The sequence below is a fragment of the Kitasatospora sp. NPDC089509 genome, assembly GCF_044749365.1.
Taxonomy (GTDB): Bacteria; Actinomycetota; Actinomycetes; order Streptomycetales; family Streptomycetaceae; genus Kitasatospora.
This window is the reverse complement of sequence record NZ_JBIVHS010000001.1, coordinates 331,025-353,307: the sequence shown is the minus strand read 5'-3', so window position 1 is coordinate 353,307 and position 22,283 is coordinate 331,025. Positions and strand designations below refer to the sequence as shown.

General features: G+C 74.3%; 17 protein-coding genes. 16 read left to right on the top strand and 1 reads right to left on the bottom strand.

Annotated features, from left to right (window positions below):
- Positions 1–310: 310 nt before the first annotated feature.
- The 15 genes from ACIP4P_RS01345 to ACIP4P_RS01275 all read left to right on the top strand — a co-directional run bounded on the left by ACIP4P_RS01345 (position 311) and on the right by ACIP4P_RS01275 (position 20,118).
- Positions 311–1,582: a hydroxymethylcytosylglucuronate/cytosylglucuronate synthase gene (locus ACIP4P_RS01345; RefSeq protein WP_400913511.1), complete on the top strand. Its 1,272-nt coding sequence runs from the start codon at positions 311–313 to the stop codon at positions 1,580–1,582.
- A 75-nt stretch (positions 1,583–1,657) separates the two neighbouring features.
- Positions 1,658–2,659 carry a cytosylglucuronate decarboxylase gene (gene blsE / locus ACIP4P_RS01340; RefSeq protein WP_400913509.1) on the top strand — a complete coding sequence of 334 codons (1,002 nt, stop codon included), beginning with the start codon at positions 1,658–1,660 and terminating at the stop codon, positions 2,657–2,659.
- On the top strand, positions 2,647–3,642 hold the full coding sequence (gene blsF, locus ACIP4P_RS01335) for a CGA synthase-related protein (protein WP_400913507.1): 996 nt from the start codon (positions 2,647–2,649) through the stop codon (positions 3,640–3,642). The genes blsE and blsF overlap by 13 nt, the downstream gene beginning before the upstream one ends.
- 133 nt (positions 3,643–3,775) lie before the next feature.
- Positions 3,776–4,936: an arginine 2,3-aminomutase gene (gene blsG, locus ACIP4P_RS01330; protein WP_400913505.1), complete on the top strand. Its 1,161-nt coding sequence runs from the start codon at positions 3,776–3,778 to the stop codon at positions 4,934–4,936.
- Positions 4,933–6,114 carry a DegT/DnrJ/EryC1/StrS family aminotransferase gene (locus ACIP4P_RS01325; RefSeq protein WP_400913503.1) on the top strand — a complete coding sequence of 394 codons (1,182 nt, stop codon included), beginning with the start codon at positions 4,933–4,935 and terminating at the stop codon, positions 6,112–6,114. The genes blsG and ACIP4P_RS01325 overlap by 4 nt, the downstream gene beginning before the upstream one ends.
- Positions 6,111–7,553 carry an ATP-dependent carboxylate-amine ligase gene (locus ACIP4P_RS01320; protein ID WP_400913500.1) on the top strand — a complete coding sequence of 481 codons (1,443 nt, stop codon included), beginning with the start codon at positions 6,111–6,113 and terminating at the stop codon, positions 7,551–7,553. The genes ACIP4P_RS01325 and ACIP4P_RS01320 overlap by 4 nt, the downstream gene beginning before the upstream one ends.
- Positions 7,550–8,863, top strand: a complete 1,314-nt coding sequence (locus tag ACIP4P_RS01315) for an MFS transporter (protein ID WP_400913498.1) — start codon at positions 7,550–7,552, stop codon at positions 8,861–8,863. Before ACIP4P_RS01320 ends, ACIP4P_RS01315 begins: the two co-directional genes overlap by 4 nt.
- 43 nt (positions 8,864–8,906) lie before the next feature.
- On the top strand, positions 8,907–10,778 hold the full coding sequence (locus tag ACIP4P_RS01310) for a hypothetical protein (RefSeq protein WP_400913496.1): 1,872 nt from the start codon (positions 8,907–8,909) through the stop codon (positions 10,776–10,778).
- Positions 10,779–10,800: 22 nt separating this feature from the next.
- Positions 10,801–11,442: a class I SAM-dependent methyltransferase gene (locus ACIP4P_RS01305; RefSeq protein WP_400913494.1), complete on the top strand. Its 642-nt coding sequence runs from the start codon at positions 10,801–10,803 to the stop codon at positions 11,440–11,442.
- 5 nt (positions 11,443–11,447) lie between these two features.
- Entirely contained in the window at positions 11,448–11,951 is a 504-nt protein-coding gene (locus ACIP4P_RS01300; protein ID WP_400913491.1) for a nucleoside 2-deoxyribosyltransferase, read from the top strand.
- A 75-nt stretch (positions 11,952–12,026) separates the two neighbouring features.
- Positions 12,027–13,352, top strand: coding sequence for a M1 family metallopeptidase (locus tag ACIP4P_RS01295; RefSeq protein WP_400913489.1), 1,326 nt, complete (start codon positions 12,027–12,029; stop codon positions 13,350–13,352).
- Positions 13,353–13,450: 98 nt separating this feature from the next.
- Positions 13,451–15,217 (top strand): RNA ligase family protein, encoded by a 1,767-nt coding sequence (locus tag ACIP4P_RS01290; protein ID WP_400913486.1) that lies wholly within the window; start codon positions 13,451–13,453, stop codon positions 15,215–15,217.
- Complete coding sequence (locus ACIP4P_RS01285) at positions 15,217–18,027, top strand: poly(A) polymerase (RefSeq protein ID WP_400913483.1); 2,811 nt, start codon at positions 15,217–15,219, stop codon at positions 18,025–18,027. The genes ACIP4P_RS01290 and ACIP4P_RS01285 overlap by 1 nt, the downstream gene beginning before the upstream one ends.
- A gap of 76 nt (positions 18,028–18,103) precedes the next feature.
- Positions 18,104–18,718: an ArsR/SmtB family transcription factor gene (locus ACIP4P_RS01280; RefSeq protein ID WP_400913481.1), complete on the top strand. Its 615-nt coding sequence runs from the start codon at positions 18,104–18,106 to the stop codon at positions 18,716–18,718.
- Positions 18,719–18,786: 68 nt separating this feature from the next.
- Positions 18,787–20,118: an MFS transporter gene (locus tag ACIP4P_RS01275; protein WP_400913478.1), complete on the top strand. Its 1,332-nt coding sequence runs from the start codon at positions 18,787–18,789 to the stop codon at positions 20,116–20,118.
- Here the strand turns inward: ACIP4P_RS01275 and ACIP4P_RS01270 are convergent.
- Positions 20,055–20,510, bottom strand: a complete 456-nt coding sequence (locus tag ACIP4P_RS01270) for a MarR family winged helix-turn-helix transcriptional regulator (protein WP_400913475.1) — start codon at positions 20,508–20,510, stop codon at positions 20,055–20,057. The two genes, ACIP4P_RS01275 and ACIP4P_RS01270, sit on opposite strands and share 64 nt — an antisense overlap.
- Positions 20,511–20,715: 205 nt before the next feature.
- Here ACIP4P_RS01270 and ACIP4P_RS01265 point away from each other — a divergent pair, with 205 nt between their 5' ends.
- Positions 20,716–22,194 (top strand): MFS transporter, encoded by a 1,479-nt coding sequence (locus ACIP4P_RS01265; protein WP_400914410.1) that lies wholly within the window; start codon positions 20,716–20,718, stop codon positions 22,192–22,194.
- Positions 22,195–22,283 lie beyond the last annotated feature (89 nt).

The window sequence follows — 22,283 nt, the reverse complement described above, 5'->3', positions numbered from 1 at the left end:
CGATCCCTAGTAGTAGGAACCGACTATACGGCGCCGACCATCGACCCGGAACAGGAACGGTCGGACTGCAGAAGGAAATTGACGCCCCATGAGCGGACACCCCACCTGCTTGTCCGTGGAGCCGATTGACCGATGAGCCGCCCTCCGTCAACCCGTCCAACGACAAGTTCACCCGGTGAGGTGGTTAGGGCTCGATTATTCGTAGGTAGCCGAACCGGGCCCGCAATTCGGGCCTGGTACGAATACGGAACGACGGAAGAAGGACGGAACACAGCCAGAAGATCCGTCACGGACGGGGGAGTTGACACGGATGAAGGTGCAGAAGGAGCAGAGGGAGACGACGGAGACCCGGACGGTCGCCGTGGCCGGGGTGGAGTTCGGGTGGGGCAGCTCGGGGAAGTTGAGCGCGGTGCTGTCCGCCCTCCGACACCGCGGCGGCGACCGGCTGAGATTCATCGGCCTGGCCTCCGGGTTGGGCAGACCAGTGCTCGCCGACCATCCGGTGGAGCGCTGGTTCGACCTCCCGAAGGCGCGGTCCGAGGAGGAGCTGCGCCGGATCGTCCGGGCGCAGCGCGTGCAGGCCGCACTGGTGGTGCTGGACGGCGAGTTGGCGAACGCGCTGCGGGCCTGCGGGGTGCCGGTGGTGTTCGTCGACAGCCTGCCGTTCCTCTGGACGGAGGGCGACCGCATCGACCTCCCGCTGGACGCCGAGGTGTACTGCGCCCAGCGGTGCGTGGAGCTGCCGCCGGAAGGCGCCCGGTTGCTGGCCGACGTGCGCCGACTCCGCTGGGTGGACGCCGTGATCGCCGACGGCACCGCCGCCCGCGGAGCCGCTCCGCCGCCGCACCCCCGGCGTGCGCTGCTCAGCCTCGGCGGACTGCGCGCACCCCAACTCACCGACTGGGCCAGCTATCCACGGCTCGTCCTGCCCGCGGCGCTGGAGGCGCTCACCGCGAGCGGGGTCACCGAGGTGCACATCGCGGGGAACCTGCCCGCCTGGCTGGCCGCGCAGTTGGTGGACTCCTGCGCCCATCCACCCGTCACCACGGTCGGGGCCCTCCCCCACGAGGAGTTCCTGCGCCGCCTGGCCGACTGCGACGTGCTGCTCACCTCCCCGGGGTTGACCACCCTGCTGGAGGCGGGCCGGCTCGGGACTCCCGCCCTCTGCCTGCCGCCGCAGAACCTCAGCCAGATCTTCAACGGCCGCTTCCACAGCCGGGCGCTCGGCGCCGACGTCCGGATCCGCTGGCCCGCGGAGGTGTTCGACGAGGACGAGGCGCTGGCGCTGCGGGCGCACGGCGAGGGGAAGGCGCTCGACCTGATCTACGGCGGCATCGCCCGCGCCGCCGACCTCGGCCGCCATCGCACCACGACGGCCGTCCGGGACGCCTTGGTCGAGCAGCTCCGACGCCTGGCCGAGGGGGTCGACCCCGCAGCCGCCGGGGCCGGCTCCGATCGCCCCGGACCCGACTGGAGCGCCCTGACGAACACGGTCGGCACGGCCGGTGCGGCGCAGGTCGCCGACGCCCTGGTCCAGTTGCTGGCCGGCCGACCCCCGGGAGCCGCCGACCCGGTCCGCTGACGAGTCCCCGTGCCGTTGACGGTACTGCCCCCCAACAGACCAGCCGGACCAGACGGAAAGGTCACAGGTGTCCCCGTGTCCCCCACCACGCACTCGCGCCCGCGCTACCTGTTCATCCGGATCCTCGAAGCCTGCAACGCCGACTGCTTCATGTGCGACTTCGCACTCTCCCGCGACGCCTACCGCTTCTCCTCCACCGAGTTCGCCGAGCTGCTGCCGAAGGCCCGCGCGGCCGGGGTGGCGTACGTCCGCTTCACCGGCGGCGAGCCGCTGATGCACCCGGAGGTGGTCGAGCTGGTCCGGGCCGGGGCGGCGGCCGGGATGAAGATGTCGATCATCACCAACGGCTCGCTCCTCCCCAAGCACGTCAAGGACCTGGCGGCGGCCGGGCTCGCCCAGGTGATCGTCAGTCTGGACGGCGCCTCGGCCGGCACCCACGACGTCTACCGCCGCTCCCCCGGGATGTTCGAGGCCGGGCTGCGCGGGCTGCGGCAGGCCGCCGACCTCGGCGTGCTGCCACGCGTCAACACCGTGGTCGGGCCGCACAACTACGCCGAAATGCCGGAACTCCAGCGGGTGTTGACGCAGGCCGGGGTCCGCCAGTGGGAGCTGTCGGCACTCAAGCTGGACCGCACCATCCGGTACCCCGACCCGGAACACGTGCGCGCCGTCTGCGACCCGCTGTACCGGGCCGACCCGGCGGCCCTCCTGGTCCCGATGGGCAAGCGCTTCTACGGGGACACGCCCGAGGAGCAGTGGCAGTACTTCGAGGACTCCACCCCGCCCCGCGCCTCGCTGCCGCTCTGCCACGTCACCGACGACGTGATCTACCTCGACGGCCGGCGCGGCCGACTGCACGCCTGCAGCTGCATCCCGCACCGGGACGAGTCCGACGGCCCGGGCGGCGCGCCGCTGCGCGAGAACGGCGTCGTCCTGCTGGACACCCCCGCCTTCCGGTCCCACGCGGACCACTTCCGTGAGCAGGGCCCCCAGGTGTGCAGCGGCTGCTCCACCACGGCGGCGGGCTACAGCGACGACGTCGCCCGGCTGGGGACGGTGACACCGTGGCAGTACTGACCGACCGGCGGGCCGTGCTGCTCGCCTGCCGCGAGGAGCAGTTGGACTCCCTGCTCGCGTTGCGCCGGATCGCCGCCCACCTCGGGGACCTGCCCCGGCTCGGGCCCACCGACGCCCAGCGGCCCGACGGCCGACGGCCGGGTGCCGCCCTGGTCTGCGACGACGAGGCGACCACCGCCCACCTCGTCCGGCTCGGCGTGCCGGTGCTGCACCTGTCCTCGACCCCGTTCACCCCGGCCGCGACCGCCACGCTCACCCCGCTCTCCGCACCCACTCCGCTCTCCCCGCCCACTCCGCCCGATCCCACCGGCGCCGTCCTCTCCCGCGCCCACTGGCCCGGCTGGCTGGACCGCCCACCCGGTGTCCGACCCACCGGTCTGCTGGCGCCGACCCGGCTGACCCGCAACCGCGACCGGCGCGGCGCCCTGCTGCTGCTCTCGCTCTGGGGCGTCCCCGGGTCGGAGGCCGAGTCCTTCACCGCCCGCCGGCTGCCGGCGCTGATCGACGAGGCCGTGCGCCGCACCGGCTGCTGCACCGTCATCTGCGACACCTCGCTCGACCTGGTCCGCGCCGTGACCGCCGGCCTACCCGGCACCACGGTGGTCCGTGCCGCCGACACCAACGTCGACGCCCGGCACGCCGAGTCCGAGCTGCTGCTCGCCTCCCCGACCATGGCCGCCCTGGCACTGGCCCGCGCCCGGCGCGCCCCGCTCGCCTTCCTGCCCCCGCTCGGCCCCACCCAGCGCGCCCTCGCCGAACAACTCTCCCGGCTCCTCCCGATCCCGACCCTCGACCCGACGACCCCACCGGACGTCGCGCAACCGACCGGCCCCGGCGCTCCGGCCCGCCCCAGCGACCGGGCCGTCTGGCTCCCTCCCTCGCCGGAGGTCCAGTGGGCCCCGCTCGGCCCCGAGCTGGACGACCTGCGCGGGGCCCAGTCCGTCGCCCGTACCGTCCGCCAACTGCTGCTCGCGCCGCTGTAGGCCACCGCGCCGCCCGACCCGGGCCCCGCACCGGCTGGCAGCCGGGAGGCGCCGGCCCTCGGCGCCCCCGGCCGTCAGCCCACGGCACCCCGACCCCGAACACCCGACACCCACAGCCCCGTACGGAGCCACCGTGTCCCACTCCGCCCGCACCGAACGCAACCTCAGCACCTCCGAACCCCAGCCCACCCCCGCCGAGTGGGACGACTGGCGCTGGCACATGCGCAAGCGCATCAACACCGCCGAGAAGGCCCGGCAGTGGATCAACCTCACCGCCGACGAGGAGCGCGCCATCGCCGGGGTGGCCGGCCGCTACCGCTGGAGCGTCACGCCGTACTACGCCTCGCTGATGGATCCGGACGACCCGCTCTGCCCGGTCCGCCAGCAGGCCGTCCCGGCCGCCGAGGAGCTGCTGGAGTTCCCGGGCGCCGAGGTGGACCCGGTCGGCGACACGCTCTACCGGCGGACCAACCGGGTGGTGCACAAGTACCCGGACCGGGTGATCCTGCTGGTCACCGAGGCCTGCCCGGTCTACTGCCGGCACTGCACCCGCAAGTTCCACACCACCGACCTCCAGGGCAGCTACTTCCGCGACGACGAGGGCGGCGCCTACGACGAGGACCTGCGCTACATCGCCGACCACCCGGAGATCCGGGACGTGCTGCTCACCGGCGGCGACCCGCTCTCCTACCAGGACGGCCGGCTGGAGGAGATCATCGCCGGTCTGCGGGCGATCCCCAGCGTCGAGATCATCCGGATCGGCTCCCGCTTCCCCGTCCTCCTCCCCCAGCGGATCACCGACGAGTTCTGCGCGATGCTCGCCCGCTACCACCCGGTCTGGCTGAACACCCACTTCAACCACCCCAAGGAGATCACCCCCGAGGCCGCCGCCGCCGTGGACCGGCTGCTGCGGCACGGCGTCCCGGTCGGCAACCAGACCGTGCTGCTGCGCGGCATCAACGACGACGTGCCCACCATGCGCCGCCTGATGACCGAGCTGCTGCGGATCCGGGTGCGCCCGTACTACCTGTACCACTGCGACAACGTGACCGGCGTCGCCCACTTCATGACCTCCGTCGAGAAGGGCTGGGAGATCATGGACGGCCTCCAGGGCCACATCACCGGCTTCGCCGTGCCGCAGTACGTGCTGACCACCAAGATCGGCAAGATCCCGGTCGCCCGTCCCTCCTTCACCGAGACGCCCGACGGCGGGCTGCTGCTGCACAACTTCCGCGGCCAGCAGCTGCGCGTCGACGCCGCCACGCACCCGATCACGGAGACCGACGCCCGATGACCCTCCACGACCGCCAAGGCCAGCGTTTCCTCCCCTACGGCGCCAACTACCTCGACTGGCAGGACATGCCGGAGCTGCGCGAGGTGATCGAGCACCAGGTGCTGTTCCGCTACCAGACCGAGCAGGAGAGCATGGCCTCCCGGCTGGAGCGCCTGGTGAGCGAACGCCTGGGCGTCGCCCGGACGCTGGCCGTGCACAACGCCACCGAGGCGCTGCGGCTGGCGCTGATCTCCACCCGCCCCTCGGTCGGCGACCTGGTGCACATCCCGGCGGTCACCTTCGTCGCGGTGGCCGGCGCGGTGCTCTCCTGCGGGCTGATCCCGGTCCTGGTGGACGCCGACGAGTCGCTGTCGCTGGACCCGACCCTGCTGCCCGCCGACGCCGAGCGGGTGATCCTCGCCCACATGGAGGGCTCGGTGGCGGCCCTGCCGCAGGGCGTGCCCTACGTCATCGAGGACTGCGCCCAGACCCTCGGCGGGCGCTTCCCGGACGGCCGGGAGGTCGGCACCGCGGGCTACGCGGGGGTGTACAGCTTCCACCACAACAAGGTGCTGACCTCCGGCGAGGGCGGGTTGGTGGTGAGCAACGACGAGCAGGCCTGGGCGAGGATGCGCTGCTACCACGACCACGGCTCGGCCCGGGTCCCCGGCCGCTACCCGACCTGGGACCAGGACGCCCACTACGGCGAGAACTTCGTCACCAGCGAGGAGGTGGCCGCGATCCAGTGCCAGCAGTTCCGGCACCTGGACGAGGTGCTGGCCGGCCTGGAGCGGATGTACGGGCTCGCCCTGGAGGCGCTGCCCAACCGCACCGACCTCCAGGCGCTCCCGCGCACCCGGGGCGACGTCAAGGTGAGCCTGCGGTTCCGCTGCGAGTCCCGCGAGCTGCGCGACGCCGCCGTGGCCGCCCTCACCGCCGAGGGCATCGCCAACTGGACGCTGGGCAAGTACCTGCTGCCCGAGCACCCGGTGCTGACCGGGCGCCGCTCGCTGTACGCCGACGGCTTCCCGTGGAGCCTCGCCCCCGAGGGGCAGGCACTGGCGCTCAGCCGGGACGGCTTCGCCCGCACCCGTGACCTGCTGGAACGCACCCTCTGCATCCCGCTGTCGCCCGAACTGCCGCAGGAGCAGCAGGCGGTGGCGGTCAAGGCGATCCGACGCGTGCTGGAGGCGGTATGAACACCCCCGCCCCGCGCGGCGCCCCGCCCGGTGGGTCCGCCGGTCCCCCGTCCGGCAGCCCGCCCGGTGGATCGTCCGGCAGCCCGCCGGACGCCCCGGTGCTGCTCCTGGTGGACGACCGACCGTCCTCCTTCACCCGGTACGCGGTCCGGACGATCCCCGACCACCTGGTGCTGCTGCGCTTCGAGGAAGTGCGGGACGACCTGCCCGAGGAGCACCTGCGCCGCACCGCGCACCTGCCCGTGTTCTGGGTGCGCGCCGGGGCCCCGATCGCCCGGGAGGCGACCCGCTACCGCGCGTGGGCGAAGGGGCTGCCGGCCCCGCCGAGCAGGTTCTGCAATCCGAGCGAGCCGCGCCAGGCGGTGGCCCAGCGCTTCGCCCAGCTGGTCGGACTGCCGCACCTGAGCGGCCAGCAGGTCGCCTGGGTCCGCGACAAGGCCGAGATGAAGCGGCGCTTCCGTGAACTCGGGCTGCGCACCGCCGAGTTCACGCGGGTCCGGACGGCCGGGCAGGTCCACTGGTTCGCCGCCACCCACGGCTGGCCGGTGGTACTCAAACCGGTGGACTCCTTCGCCTGCGTGGACACCCACCGGCTGGACGGGCCGGAGTCGCTCGCCGGCATCGACCTCACCGCCCGGGACTGGATGGTCGAACAGTTCCTCGGCGGCACCGAGTGGGAGGTCTGCGCCGTCATCCACCGGGGCGAGGTGCTGGACGCCTGGCCGAGCGCGATGCCCTGCCGCCCGCTGGACATCGTCGACGGTGCGATGAACGCCAACATCAGCGTCGGCACCGCCGAGGCCCCGCCGGTCGACCTGCGCGGGCTGGTGCAGCGGATCGTCACCGGCATGGGCATCGACCACGGCTACGCCCACATGGAGTTCTTCCTGATCGACGACCGGCTGTTCGCCGGGGAGATCGGGATCCGGCTGGCCGGCTGCGAGATCCCGGCCAACCACGGGCACGCGTACGGCTTCGACGTCTTCGGCGCCACCCTGGACGTCTACCGGGGCATCCGCCCGAGCCTCGACTACCGCCTCCGCCGCTGCGCGGGAGACCTGCTGCTGCCGTTGCCGGGCTCCGGCACGGTCCGCCGGATCACCCCGACGGAGGACCTGTTGCGTGTCCCCGGAGTGGTCGAGGCCGTTCTCAAGGTCGGTGTCGGCGACACGGTGTCCGCCCGGCGGGCCTCGCACAACGCGTCGGGGTACGTCCACGTCGTCGGCGCCTCGATCGAGGAGGTGGAACGGCGGATGCGCGAGGTGCTCGGCGCGTTCACCATCGAGCTCGGCCCGGCGGGCGAGGGCCCGGCGGCCGACGGTCCGGCCGCCACCGCCACCGCCACCGCCACCGCCACCGCCAGCACCGACGACACAACCCCTGACGACACCGCCCCGGACGACGCCGCCGGGACCCCCGCGATGGAAGGCGCACGGTGAGCGACACCCCACCCGCGGCGCCCCCCGCCGACACCCTGGCCACCCGCGTCGGTGCGCTGCTGCGGCGCCCGCAGGTACCGGCGGTGGCCGGGTGGAGCGTGGTGTCCCGGCTGCCCGTCTACCTGATGTCGCTGGCCACCGTCCTGGTGGTGCGCGAGCAGGGCGGCAGCTTCGCGCAGGCCGGGCTGACCAGCGCGCTGTACACCGCCGGGATGGCGGTCGGCGGCCCGCTGGTCGCCCGGCGACTGGACCGTGCCGGGCGCCGGCCGGTCCTGCTCGCCACCGGTCTGCTCTACCCGGCCGCGCTGGCCGCCCTCGCCTGGGGCACCCGGCCCGGCGGCTGGGCCCAACTGGTGGTCGCCGCCCTGGCCGGGATCGCCCTGCCGCCCGCCAACGCCTGCATGCGCTCGCTCTGGGCCCGGCTCCCGCTGTCCGACACCGAGCGGGACACCGCCTACCTGTGGGAGGCGGTCCTCGCCGAGGTGCTGGTGATCGGCGCGCCACTGATGCTGGCCGTGCTGATGCTGGCCGGGTCGGCCGCGCTCGCGCTGACCGTCGTCGCGGCGCTGGGCGGCACCGGCGCGCTCGGTCTGGCGCTGGTCCGGCTGCCGACCGGGACCGACCCCGCGCCGTCCACCGAACGGCGCGACCTGCTCGGCCCGCTGCGCAGCCCGGCCATGCTCGCGCTGACCGCCGTGATGGCCTCCTGCGCGGTGCCGATCGGGCTGCTCACCCTGGCCATCCCGGCCTTCGTCGCCGCCCACGGCTCCCCCGGCGGCACCGGCGCGGTCTACGCCTGCTGGGGCGTGGGCAGCGCGCTGGGCGCCGTCTGGCTCGGCCGTTCCCAGTCCGACGTCCCCGCGCCGACCCGCTTCCCGCGCCTGGTGCTGGCGTACGCGCTCGGCACCGGCCTGACCCTGACCGCCACCTCCCAACCGCTGCTCGCCCTCGCGCTGGCGCTCGGCGGTGCGCCGATCGCGCTGGTGTCGGCGGTGGAGATGACCCTGGTCGGCGCAGTGGCGGACGGCCGTTCGCTGGCCGAGGCCTTCACCTGGGCCTCGCTCGCCTCCGTGCTGGGCGACGCGGTCGGCCAGCAGGCGGGCGGGCTGCTGGTGGAGCCGATCGGGGCACGCGGGGTGTTCGCCGTGGCCTTCGGCGCCGCGCTCGCGGCGGCCGTCCTGGCCTTCGCCTGCCGCCCCCTGCTCACCCGCGCGACCGCCGCCCCCGCCGCCATCGATACCGCCACCACCCCCGAGACCACCTCCGACGCCACCGCCGCCACGGTCACCGAGCCGGAGCGCACCGCATGACCACGCTGCCCACCCGCCCTTCCCCGCCCCGAGGTCACCGACGATGAAGCCCGCAGGCCCGCTCTTCCGGCCGGTCAAGTTCACCCAGCTCCCCACCGCCGTCAAGGAGTTCCTCGACGCAACAGCAGCCCCGGAAGCAACGGACGCAGGAAGCGAAGCAGCCGCCGTCCCCGTCCCGGTCGAGGGCCGGGAGGACCTGCTGCAGAGCCTCGACCTCGCCGCCCGCCTCTACCGCACGCTCGGCCGCCCCCACCCGGTCGACCACGGCGTACTGCTCGGCGCGGATCAACTCCCGGACGGCGTCGCCGACCTGGCCCGCCCGCTGGCCCGCCACTGGCTGACCGAGGAACAGCTCGCCGACGCCCCGGCCTTCCTCCGCGACCACCCGGGCAGCCTGCTGCTGGTCGGCTGCTACGACCGGCTCACCCTCGACCCGGTGCGCTCGCTGCTGCTCGCCACCTACCGCAGCCGCACCCACGCGCTCACCCTGCTCAGCGGCCGCGACGCCGCCTCGCTGGCCTGGAGCGTGGCCAAGCAGTACGTCCGCCCGGACGCCGAGGTGGACGCCGTCGGCCTGTTCACCGACACCGACCGGCCCCCGCACCTGCCCGGCGTGCAGGTCTTCGACGACCGGGACTTCGAGCAGGTGGACATCCAGTCCACGATCCTCGACAGCCGCTGGCGCAAGGTCGCCTTCCAGGGCCACGGCAAGGACGACAGCGTCAACCTGGGCGAGTTCACCATCTGCGGCCTCAGCCCGGCCGCCCCCGCCCGGCCCGGGCTGCTCGGTCCGCGCTGCGCGTACGGGCTGCCCTGCTACAAGCCCGAGGACAAGCTCGTCCCGCTGCACCGGGTGCCCGCCGTGGAGGTGGTGCTGAGCGCCTGCAACAGCGGGCCGCTGGCGGACCTCGCGCTCTACGATCCCAAGTACCAGCTGCTGCTCAACGCCCTGGACGGCCCGGCCCGTACGGTCGTCGCGGCGGTCTCGGTGCACGACTCCGACCGGCCGGAGAACGTCGCCTGGATGCGTTCGGCGCTGGCCGGCGGCGACACCGTGGACACCCTGAACGCCAGCCTGGCCGGCTCCCACCCCTACCCGGCCTTCCTGCGCTTCGGTCTGCCGGAGGCGCCCGAACCGGCCGCCGCCCGGCCCGCCTTCGCGGAGCACCGCCCGGACCCCCTGCTGCTCACCGTCGGGCGCCGGCTGACCGCCCTGCTCGGCTCCGAACTCCTGCCGCACAACCACGCCCTGCGCCCCCGACTGACCAAGCTGGCCCGCAAGGTGGACCTCTGGGTGGCCCGCCCGACCCACCTGGCCGACCAGTCGGCCGAGGAGATCCGCGACTCGCTCACCGCCGACCTCCAGTCGCTCGACCACGTCATCGCCGGGCAGGTCACGGCGAACCCCGAGGACGAGCTGATGAACTACCCGGCGCACTTCGGCGACCGCAGCTCACTCGATCCCGAGGTCCGCGAGGTGACCTGCCACTGCGGGCGCCCCTCCCAGGAGTTCACCCGGCGCGGCCTGCTGCCGAACGTGCTCGACACCACCTGCGCGGTCTGCATGCGCTGCGGGGACGTCACCTTCCGGCTGCCGGAGGCGCCCGCCCTGCTCGCCCACGCCGAGGACGAGGTCCGCCAGGGCGGTGTGCTGGAGGTGCGCGCCGCGCTCACGGCGCCCCGCAGCGGCCCGGTCCGGCTGGGCCTGTTCGTCCCGACCTACCTGCGCGAGGAGGTCACGGTCGAGCCCGGTTCGACGAAGGTCCGGGCGGTCGGCGGCCAGGCGCAGGACGTGCACTTCCGGATCCGCTTCGACCCGGCCACCGCCCCGCAGGCCTACTACTTCACCGTCTTCGCCGTCCAGGACCTCGCCGTCTCCACGGCCCGGCGCCACTTCGGCGTCCTGCCCCGTTGACCCCCCACCGGAGGACAGTGCCATGACCACCACCCCCACCACCGGCACCGACACCAGCGGCAAGCCCGAGATCAAGCTCGTCGAGCAGGACGGCGAGGTGACCCTCAGCATCGGCGGCGAACAGGCCATGCAGGCCTGGGAGCGCGATCTGATGTGGGCCAGCGCCGACCTGCTGTGCGAGTACGGCCGGGACTTCTACGAGGTCGGCCTCGGTCTCGGCCTGTCGGCCCTGCGGATCGCCGGGAACCCCGCCACCCGCAGCCACACCGTGCTCGAACTCTTCGACGAGGTGGAGGAGTTGTTCCGGGCCCAGCACCCGCGGCTGCCCGCCAACCTGGCCGTCGAGCGCGGCGACTTCTTCCGCCGGATCTTCGAACTGCCCTCGGAGAGCATCGACGGCATGTTCTTCGACCCCGCCCTGGACATGGAGGTGTGGACCGACACCGAGCTGTGGGCCCGCACCATGCCCGAGGTGGTCCGGGTGCTGCGCCCGGGCGGCGTGTTCATCCCCTTCTTCAGCACCAAGCCCGAGTTGCGCTGGCAGTACACCCCGCACTTCCGCCGGATCCGGGTCGAGCGCCACCAGTACACCGCGTACGACACCACCGAGTACACCTACGGCACCAGCGGCGACGCCTACATCCAGTGCTTCCTGAAGGACTGACCGCCATGACCGAGCACACTCCCGAGTCCGACCACACCGTAGCCGCGCCCCGATCCCTCTTCCTGGCGGGCCCGTTCATCCAGCTGCTCGACCCGGCCACCGGTGCGATGCCGGACGACGCCCGGGCCCCGTTCGACCTGCTGATCAAGCACTTCGAGGCCCAGGGCACCGCCGTCCACAACGCCCACCGCCGGGAGGCCTGGGGCGCCGAGCTGATGCGGCCCGAACAGTGCACCGGGCTGGACCAGGACGAGATCCGCAAGGCCGAGCTGTTCGTCGCCCTGCCCGGCTCCCCGGCCTCGCCGGGCACCCACATCGAGATCGGCTGGGCCAGCGCCTTCGGCAAGCCGATCGTGCTGCTGCTGGAACGCGGCCGGGAGTACACCTTCCTGGTCCAGGGCCTGCACACGGTGGCGACGGTGGAGGAGGTGGTCTACACCGACCTCGCCACCGCGCTGCCCGCCGTCGACCGGGCGGTCCGGCGGGTGCTGGCCCGCCACCGCGGCTAGCCCCCAGCCCACACCCTGATTCGCCCCGCCCCCCTAATCCCCTCAACACCCCTTCCACCGACAGGAGTTCACGGCGTGCGACGCCCCCTCCCCCTGTTCGCCGTCCTCGCCGCACTCCTGTCGGTGGCCGCCGCCCCGCCGGGCCGCGCCCCCACCGACCCGACCCGCACCCCCGGCACCCCCGCCTACACCGTCGAGCTCAGCAGCGACGCGACCGGTGCGCACTGGCGCGGCCACGAGCGGATCACCTTCACCAACACCTCGCCCGAGCCCCTCCAGGAGCTGTACCTGCGGCTCTGGGACAACTTCCGCGGCGGCTGCACCACCCCGTCCGTCCGGGTCACCGGCCTGGACGGCACCGCGGAGGTCGACTGCACCGCGCTGCGCGTGCCGCTGCCCCGCCCGTTGCGCCAAGGTGCCGCCGAAACCGTCGAGTTCGACCTCGCCGTCGACGTCCCGGACGGCATCGACCGGTTCGGCCGCGACGGCGCCTTCAGCTACCTCGGCAACGCCCTGCCGGTCCTGGCCGTCCACGACGGGACGGGCTGGCACCTGGACCCGTACTCCGAGCTCGGCGAGTCCTTCTTCGGCCTCTCCTCGGACTTCGCCGTGACCCTCGACCACCCCGACGACGTGCTGGTCCCCGCCACCGGCACCGCCGTCGCCACCCCCGGCGAGCCGGGCCGCACGATCACCCGGATCGGCGCCCGGAAGGTCCGCGAATTCGCCTGGGCCGCCGGGCCGTTCAGCCGGATCGCGGGCACCTCCGCCGACGGCGTGCGGATCGCCGTCTACTCGGCCGCCAACGTCACCGCGGCGGACGCCCGGGCGATGCTGGACCTCTCCCTGCGGACCGTCGACTCCCACTCCGCCCGCTACGGCGCCTACCCGTACGGGGACCTCGCCACGGTGATCGACAACGCCTTCGAGTTCGGCGGCATGGAGTACCCGGCCTTCGTCCTCGACCGGGTCCGGCCCTCCGCGGTGATCCACGAACTGGCCCACCAGTGGTGGTACGGCATCGTCGGCGACGACCAGTACCGCGCGCCCTGGCTCGACGAGTCCTTCGCCGAGTACGCCATGGACGTCGAACTCGGCAACACCAAGGAGGGCTGCACCGCCGCCACGCCCTTCAAGACCCCGGAGGAACGCCTCACCGGCCCGATGCGCTACTGGGACGCCCACCCCGACCGCTACGAGGCGGTCATCTACGACCACGGCTCCTGCGCCCTGCACGAACTGCGCCGCCTGATCGGCCCGGAGACGATGTCCACCCTGCTGCACGACTACGCCCGCGACCACTGGTACGGCGTCTCCACCACCGAGGAGTTCAAGGCCGCCGCCCAGGCCGCGACCCCCGTCGACCTGGCACCTTTCTGGCGGGAGCACCGCATCGACTGAGCAGCCCCCCGAGCTCCGCCGCCGCCGTTATTCGCTGGCCCGCCCCGCGCACCGGCTCCTACAGTGTCCGCCGGATCAAGGACACCAGGGAGTCGGTCATGCGTGTGCACTACCCCCGGACGCCGCATCTCCCCTGGTCACCGGGGGCGGCGGCGGACGACGTACGGAGCGGGGACGTCTCCGGCCTGGCCGGGGCGGAGGTCGTCGTCACCGAGAAGCTGGACGGCGAGAACACCACCCTCTACGCCGACGGCCTGCACGCCCGCTCGCTGGACTCCGCCCACCATCCCTCCCGGGCCTGGGTGAAGGGCCTGCAGCACCGGATCGGTCCGCGGATCCCGGCCGGTTGGCGGATCTGCGGCGAGAACCTGTTCGCCCGGCACTCCATCCCGTACACCGACCTGGACAGCTGGTTCTACGGCTTCTCGGTCTGGACGGACCGGGACCACTGCCTGGACTGGGACGCCACCGTCCGCCTCCTGCGCCGCCTGGGCGTCCCGGCACCCCGGGTGCTGTGGCGCGGCCGGTACGACGAACGGGCCCTGCGCGCCCTGACGTTGGACCTGGACCGGCAGGAGGGCTATGTGGTCCGGACCGTCCGGGGCTTCCCCCGGGCCGAGTTCGGCGAGCGGGTCGCCAAGTGGGTCCGCCCGCACCACGTCCGCACCGACACCCACTGGATGCACGCCGCCGTGGTGGCGAACGGCCTCGGGCCCGACGCCCCGCTCTGGGAGGCCCGTTCCGGCCGGCTGCCCGCACTCCCGCAGCTGGCCGCGGCCCTGGGCCTGGACGTGGCGGAACTCTCCTGCGAGCCGGATGAGTTGGCGGAGGTCTCGGCCCGACTGGACGAGCTCGGCCGGACCGGCGACGCCCGGCTGGCCGGCCTGCTCGCGACCGCGCTGCGCACCGCCCGCCGCCAGTCGCTCGCCCCCCGGCTGGCCGGCCGGCTCGGCCTGCCGCTGGCCCGCCGGGTCGCCGACCTGGTCGGCCTCCACCCCGGCCTGCACCAGCCGTACCCGGACGAGGAGCGCCGCGCCGGGCTGGTCCGGCTGACCGGCGCCACCGACCTCGGTGTGCTGCACGCGGTGGCCGCGACCGCCGCCCCCGGACCCGCCGAACGCGAGCAGGTCGCCTGGTCCGCCCTGCACGCCGAGGACGCCGGACTGCTCGCCCCCGACCCGCTGGCCTGGCTGCGCACCGGGCTGCGCGAGGCCCTCACCGAGGTCGACCGCCTCGCCGCCGACCGCTGCTGGGCGCAGGCCCGTGAGGCGTACGCGCTCGGCCGCCTCACCACCGTCGAGGAGGCGGTCGCCGCCACCTGGCGCTGGCGGGACGGCCGGTTCCCCCACCTGGTCCACCTCTGCGGCCCGTCCGGCAGCGGCAAGAGCACCTTCGCCGCCGCCCTGCCCGGGGTCGCCGCCCGGATCAGCCTGGACGACCTGCGCGCCGCCCTCGGCTCGCGCGCCGACCAGCGCCACAACCCCGAGGTGCTGCGCACCGGCCTGGCCCGCCTGGACACCGCCCTGGCCGCAACGGCCGCAACGGCCACACCGACCGGACCGGCTCCGGCAGCCACCACCGTGGTCTGGGACGCCACCTCGCTCAACCGCGAGCAGCGCTCCCAGGTCCACGCCGCCGCCCGGCGCCGCGACGCCCTGCTCACCCAGGTGGTGCTGCTGGTCGGCGAGGAGGAGCTGCTGCGCCGCAACGCCGTCCGCCCGCACCCCGTACCGCCCGAGGTGCTCACCGCCCAACTGCACCGCTACCAGCCGCCCTACCCCGGCCACGCGCACCGCACCTGGTACGTCGGCCCGGCCGGCACGGTCGAGGACACCGCGGGCACGCTCGACTCCGAGGAGGACTGATGCGCCCCATCGAACAGGTCTGCCAGCGCGTCCGCTGGGACGCCCGCTTCGACCCGGCCCGGTTCACCCTGGGCGTGCGCCAGCGCGACGACCGCACCAAGCGCGTCCCGCTGGAGGCCTTCGCCGCCTCCGGCGAGGTCCCCTGGCACCGGGTCCGCTGGGTCGAGGCCGACGGCGTCCTGGTGTGGGACCGCAGCACCGGCCTGGACCTCCTGGACACCACCGAGGCCGGGCGCCGCACCGAGCCGTGCCACCTGCCCGCGCCCTTCTTCACCGCCACCACCCCGTACGTCTGGCGGCCGGACGGCGGCTGGCAGCCCCACCGGACCGCCACCGACGCGCCGACCACGGACACCCTGCGCCTGGTCACCTGGAACACCCTGTGGGACCGCTACGACTCCGACCGGATCGCCACCGCCCGTCGCCGTCCGCTGCTGCTCGCCGAGCTGGCGGCCGCCGACGCCGATGTGATCGCCCTCCAGGAGGTCGAACCCGCCCTGGTCGAGCGGCTGTTGGCGGCGCCCTGGGTCCGCGACGGCTACACCCTCGGCGCCGACCCGACCGGCCGAGACGTGCCCGAGTACGGGCTGCTGCTGCTCAGCCGCCTCCCGGTGCTGGCCGCCGGACGGCACGTCCTGGGCCCGCACAAGGCCGTCGCCGCCGTCACCGTCCAGGCCGGCGACACCCCGCTGACCGTCGCCGCCGTCCACCTGAGCAGCGACCACTCGCCCGCCGGACCGGCCCGACGAGAGGCCGAACTCTCCGGCCTGGCCGAGGCGTTGGCCGGCGTCGAGGGCGAACTGCTGCTGCTCGGGGACTTCAACGACACCCGCACCGGCCCGGACGGCCCCGCCGCCGCCCTCGGCCTGCGGGACACCTGGACCGAGGTGCACGGCCCGGCCGACGACACCCCCACCTTCGACCCGACCGTCAACCCGCTCGCCGCCGTCTCCTCGCTCACCGGCCGGGCCGGCCGGATCGACCGCGTGCTGTACCGCGCCGACCGGGCCCGCGCCACCGGGGCCGCCCTGCTCGGCGACCGGCCGACCGACGACGGCCTCCACCCCTCCGACCACTACGGCCTGGCCGTCGACCTCACCCTCGGCGGCGCCGACTCCCCGGAGACCCTCGACGCCGCGCCCACCGCCCGCACCGCCGTCGCCTGGCTGCCGCCCGAGGAACTCCGGCCGCCGATCCAGCAGTTGCGCGCCGCGTACGACCCACAGCTGCACCGCTGGCCCCCGCACGTCAACCTGCTGTTCGGCTTCGTACCGGAGTCCGACTTCGACCGCGCCCTGCCGCTGCTCGGCGCGGCCGCCGCCGAAGTGGCCCCGTTCACGGCCCGGTTGGCGGGCGTGCACACCTTCGGCCACCGGGAGGACGCGACCGTCTGGCTGGACCCGGCCGCCGCCGGGCCCGAGCCCTGGGCAGCCCTGCACCACGCCCTGGAACGCCGCTTCCCCCGGTGCCGGGGCCGCGCCGAGGGCTACACCCCGCACCTGACCCTCGGGCGCAGCGCCGACCCCCAGCGGGTGGCCGCCGACTGCGCGGCCCGGCTGAGCGGCATGGACGCCCGGGTGGGCGAGCTGGTGGTACTGTCCCGGCGGGGCGACGAACCGATGCGCCCGCGCGCCGTGGTCTCCCTGGGGACGGGCGAGGTGCGGGAGCTGCCGGAGCAGCCGGTGCTGTCGCTGCGCCCCGAGTCCCCCGAACGCATCTCCCGGGCCGCCGAGTTGGCCCACCGGATCGCCGCGGCGCTGCCGGAGGGCGTGGTCCACCAGGTCGGATCCCGTCGACTGGGCTGCCAACTCGACGGCGGGGACCTGGACTTGGTGGCGACCCTGGCCGGAGCGGCCGACCTGCCGGGGGTGCTGACCCGGGTCGCCGCCGCTCTGCCGCAGGCCCGACAGCTGCGCGAGGTGCGCGGCGCCCGGGTCCCGGGGCTGCGGCTGGAGGCCGACGGGCTGACCGTCGACCTGGCCGTGGTCTTCACCGGCGCCCTCGACCCCGCCCAAGCCGTCGCCCGCCGCGCCGAGTTGGGCGAGGCGGCGGCGGTCGCGCTGAGCGCCGTGACGGATGCCGAGGCGATCCGGTCGGCGCTCGGCGGGCGCCACCGGTCCTTCGTCCGGCTGGCCCGCCAGGTCAAGGCCTGGTCGCGGGCGCGCGGACTGGACGGTGCGCCGTTCGGTCAACTGCCCTCGCTGGCCTGGTCGGTGCTCGCCGCCCGGACCGTCCTGGACGCCGCCCCGGACACCGCCGACGAGGACCTGTTCCAGCGCTTCACCGAGACCTGGGCCTCCTGGGACTGGCGCCGACCCGTCTCGCTCGACGGCGAGTTCACCGCCCCGCAACCCTCCGCCGCGCTGACCGTCCTCACCCCCTCCGCCCCGGTCCGCAGCTGCACCACCCAGGTCGGCCCGGACACCCGCGACCTGCTCACCGAGGAGCTCTACCGCGCCTGGGAGCTCAGCACCGCCGACCCCGACCCCTGGCCCGCCCTGCTCACCCCGCCCCCACTGCACCGCCGGCACGCCGCCTGGGCCGTGGTCACCGCTGCGCCACAGTCCGAGGGCCCCGCGCGCGGCCGACTCCGCACCCTGCTCACCGCACTCGAAGCGGCCGGCGCCACCCACCTCCACGCCTGGCCCGGCCCCTACCGCGGCCGCGACGGCCACACCCGCTTCCCGATCGGTCTCGGCCCCGCCCCGCTCCCCCGCGCCCAGCTCACCGCCGTCGCCGCCGCCTGGTCCCGCGGCCTGCCCGGCGTCCAGGTGGCCCACGTCGACGGCGGCGCCGTCCCGACCCTCTGAGGCTCGCGGGTAGATCCGAAAGTTTTATTGCGCAGTTTTCGTTGCGCAACTTTTCCTTCGGATCTACCGTGGAGGCATGCCCCAGGACCCCCAGCACCTCCAGCGCCCCCATCCGGACGAGCGGATCACCGACCTCTCCCGCCTGAAGGCCTTCACCAACCCGCTCCGCATGCAGCTCTACCGCCTGCTCTACGCCGCCGGCACCGCCACCGCCTCCCAGCTCGCCGAGCAGGTCGACCAGGCCCCGTCCCTGGTCAGCTACCACCTGCGCAAGCTCTCCGAGCTCGGCTTCGTCACCGAGGCCGCCGCGCAGAGCGCCGACGGGCGGGAGCGCTGGTGGCAGGTCGCCTCCGAGGAGGGCTGGGGCTTCCGGGAGTCGGACCTCGCCGGTACGCCCGAGGGCGCGGCCGCCGTCGGCGCGGTCACCCGCGGCCTGGTCGACAGCCGCACCGCCCAGTACCGCACCTACCTGGACCAGAGCGCCGCCTGGGGCGCGGAGTGGACCGACGCCGCGTTCACCGCCGAATGGCTGCTCGACCTCACCCCCACCGAACTCGCCGAACTGGGCGAGGAGTTGCAGGCCGTCAGCCGCCGCTGGCGGGAACGCGGCAAGGCGGCGCGGACGGCCGGCGACACCGAGCGGCGCGAGCACGTGTCCGTCCACCTGTACGGCTTCCCGTTCCGCCCCTGAAACCCCTGAGCCGCCGAGACACCAGCCAGCCAGCCGCCAAGTCACCGCCGACCCGCCGGAGTTCCCGCATGGCCACCGTCGAGACGCCCCCCGCCCCCGCCCTGCGCCCCGCCGCCCACCGCGACGCCAACGTCCTGCGCTGGCTCGCCGCCTACACCGCCTCGCTGGTCGGCGACAGCGTCTACTTCGTGGCCCTCGGCTGGTCCGCCCAGCGGGCCGCCGGCCCCACCGAGGTCGGCCTGGTGATGGCCGCGGGCGCGCTGCCCCGGGCGGTGCTGATGCTCGGCGGCGGGGTGATCGCCGACCGCCTCGACCCGCGCCGGGTGATCCTCGGCAGCGACGCCCTGCGCTGCCTGCTGATCCTCGCCGTCGCCGCCGTCATCGCCCTGACCGCGCCCGCGCTGTGGCTGCTGGTGGCGGTCGCCCTGGTCTTCGGTGCCGTGGACGCCCTGTTCGTGCCCGCCGTGGGCGCCCTCCCGCCCCGGATCACCGGTCCCGACCAGCTCGCCCGGGTCACCGGGCTGCGCTCGCTCGCGATGCGCCTCAGCCAGATCGCCGGCGCGCCGATCGGCGGCCTGGCCATGGGCCTCGGCGGACCGGCCGTCGCCTTCACCGTCGCGGGCGCCCTGTTCGCGCTCTCCCTCCCGCTCCTCCTGTCGATCCGGATCGCACCCCTCGACCACCCGTCCGAGCCCGTCGAACGGGGCACCGCCCGCACCGACCTGCTCGACGGCCTGCGCTACATCCGCCGTCACCCCCTGCTCGGCCCGCTGGTCCTCGCCGGGGCGGTCTGCGAACTCGGCCTGATCGGCACCCTCAACGTCGGCATGGTGCTGCTCAACGCCGAGCGCGGCTGGGGCCCGTCCGGTTACGGCCTGATCGTCGCCTGCTTCGGCGCGGGCGCCGCCGCCAGCGCCGCCCTGCTCGCCGTCGCCGGCTGGCTGCCCCGGGCCGGCCTGACCATGGTCCTCACCCTGCTGCTCGGCAGCGTCGGCGCGGCCGTCCTGGGCCTGGTCCCCGCGCTGGGGGCGGCCGCCCTGCTGGCCGCGCTGGTCGGCCTGAGCGCGGGCGTCTTCGGCAGCCTGAACGGCGCCCTCCTCCAGACCACCGCCGACCCCGGCTACCTCGGCCGGGTCACCTCGGTCATGATGCTCACCATGGTCGGCCTCGCCCCGCTCAGCTACCCGGTGGTCGGCGCCGCCATCGGCACCTGGGGCGCCGCCCCGGTCTTCCTGGGCTGCGGCACGCTCTCCTGCCTCGGCGCGCTCTACGCCCTCGCCTCCCGGGCCGTACGCCGGGCCGAACTCCCCCGCCGCCGGGGCGCTTCCCAGCCTCCCTACGGGCGCGGCCAGGGGCGCCCGTCGATGCCCTCGATGCTGGTGTTGAAGCGGCGCAGGTAGTCGGCGAATCCGAGGACGTCCGCCTCCGACCAGTCGGCCATCACCAGGTCGAGGGCGCGGACGTGGGCGGTGCGCTCCTCGCCCAGGCGGCGCCGCCCCTCCTCGGTGAGGCGGAACTTGCGGGCCATCCCGCCGTCGGGGTCGGGGATGCGCTCCAGCAGTCCGGCGCCGGTGAGGGCGGCGGTCTGCCGGTTGAGGGTGGAGACGTCCAGGCCGAAGGCGTCGCTGAGCTGGCCGATGGACATCGGCCCCTGGGCCTCGACCCGGCTGAGCAGGATGTACGCGCTGCGCTCCAGCTGGCTGCCCTCGGGGCGGTTGCCGACCTGGCTGAAGTCGCGGTGACGGCCGAAGACCAGGAATTCGAGGGCGACCTGGTGCGTGGGGCTGGTCATGTCGAAGTCCCTTCGATGCCGCGTGACCTGCGGATTCCTCGGTGAGCACCCAGTATGCCAGAGCAGTGCAGCCCACACATGATGTGCACGATGCACAACAGCGGTATGCTCGCCGACGAAGCAGCGATGTGCATGATGCACATTCCATGCATGAGGCACATCCACCTCGGCCACGCCAATCGCCCCGAACCCCAGGAGGCCCGCCATCAGCGGTCCAGCCCCCACCCTCCGCACCGGTCCGATCGTCGCCACCCTCGCCTTCACCGGCACCGTCGCCGCGATCATGCAGACCCTGGTCACCCCCCTGATCAGCGAACTGCCCCAACTCCTGCACACCACCGCCTCCAACGCCTCCTGGGTCATCACCGCGACCCTGCTCTCCGCCGCCGTGTTCGTCCCGATCAGCGGACGCCTGGGCGACCTGCTGGGCAAGCGCACCATGCTGATCGCCTCCTGCGTCCCGCTGCTGGTCGGCTCGGTGCTGTGCGCGCTGTCCTCCTCCGCGCTGCCGATGATCGCCGGCCGGGCGCTGCAGGGCATGGGCATGGGACTGGTGCCGCTCGGCATCAGCCTGCTCCGGGACGTCCTGCCGCCGGAGCGGCTGGGCTCGGCGATCGCGCTGGTCAGCGCCTCGATGGGGATCGGCGGCGGACTCGGCCTGCCGATCGCCGCCGCCGTCGCCGACTACGCCAGCTGGCGCGCCCTGTTCTGGGGCACCGCCGTGCTGACCGTCGTCATCATCGGGATGATCCGCACCGTCGTCCCCGCCGACGCCCCGGCCACCGCCCGGCCGGCCGGGGCCGCCCGGCGCTTCGACTTCGTCGGCGCCGCCGGCCTCAGCGTCGGCCTGGTCTGCCTGCTGCTGCCCGTCTCCAAGGGCGCCGACTGGGGCTGGGGCAGCACCCGCACCCTGGGCCTGTTCACCGCCGCCGCGGCCGTCCTGCTGCTCTGGGGCCGCTGGGAACTGCGCGTCGCCGCCCCGCTGGTGGACCTGCGGGTGACCGCCCGCCCACGGGTGCTGCTCACCAACGCGGCGTCCGTCCTGGTCGGCTTCGGCATGTACGCCCAGGCGCTGATCGTGCCCCAGCTGCTGCAACTGCCGAAGGCCACCGGTTACGGGCTGGGGCAGTCGATGCTGGCCATGGGCCTGTGGATGGCCCCCGGCGGTCTGATGATGATGGTCGTCTCGCCACTGGGCGGACGCCTGTCCGCCGCGCGCGGCCCCAAGGTCACCCTGATCGCCGGCGCCCTGGCGATCGCCGCCGGCTACGGGCTCGCGCTGCCGCTGATGGGCTCCACCTGGGGCGTACTGGTCGCCACCGTCGTCTCCAACGGCGGTGTGGGGCTGGCCTACGGCGCGATGCCCGCGCTGATCATGAGCGCGGTGCCACTGTCCGAGACGGCCTCCGCCAACAGCGTCAACACCCTGATGCGCTCGCTGGGCACCTCGACCTCCGCGGCCGTGGTAGGCGTGGTGCTGTCCCAGCTGACCACCACCCTGGGCGGCCACACCCTCCCCTCGGAGAGCGGCTTCCGGACCGGCCTGGTGATCGGCTGCGGGGTGGCCCTGATCGCGGCCGCCGTCGCCGCGGCGATCCCGGCCCCGCCCGCCCCGCCGACCACCAGCACCGCCGGGGAGGCCGGGACCACCGACGCCGACCGGAGGAACCCGGCCACCGCCTGAACCGCCCGGGTGCGTGACCCGCACCACCGCCCAGGCCACCGGTGGCGGATTGGCCCGCGACGCGCTCTCCGTCCTCCCCTACCGTCGGG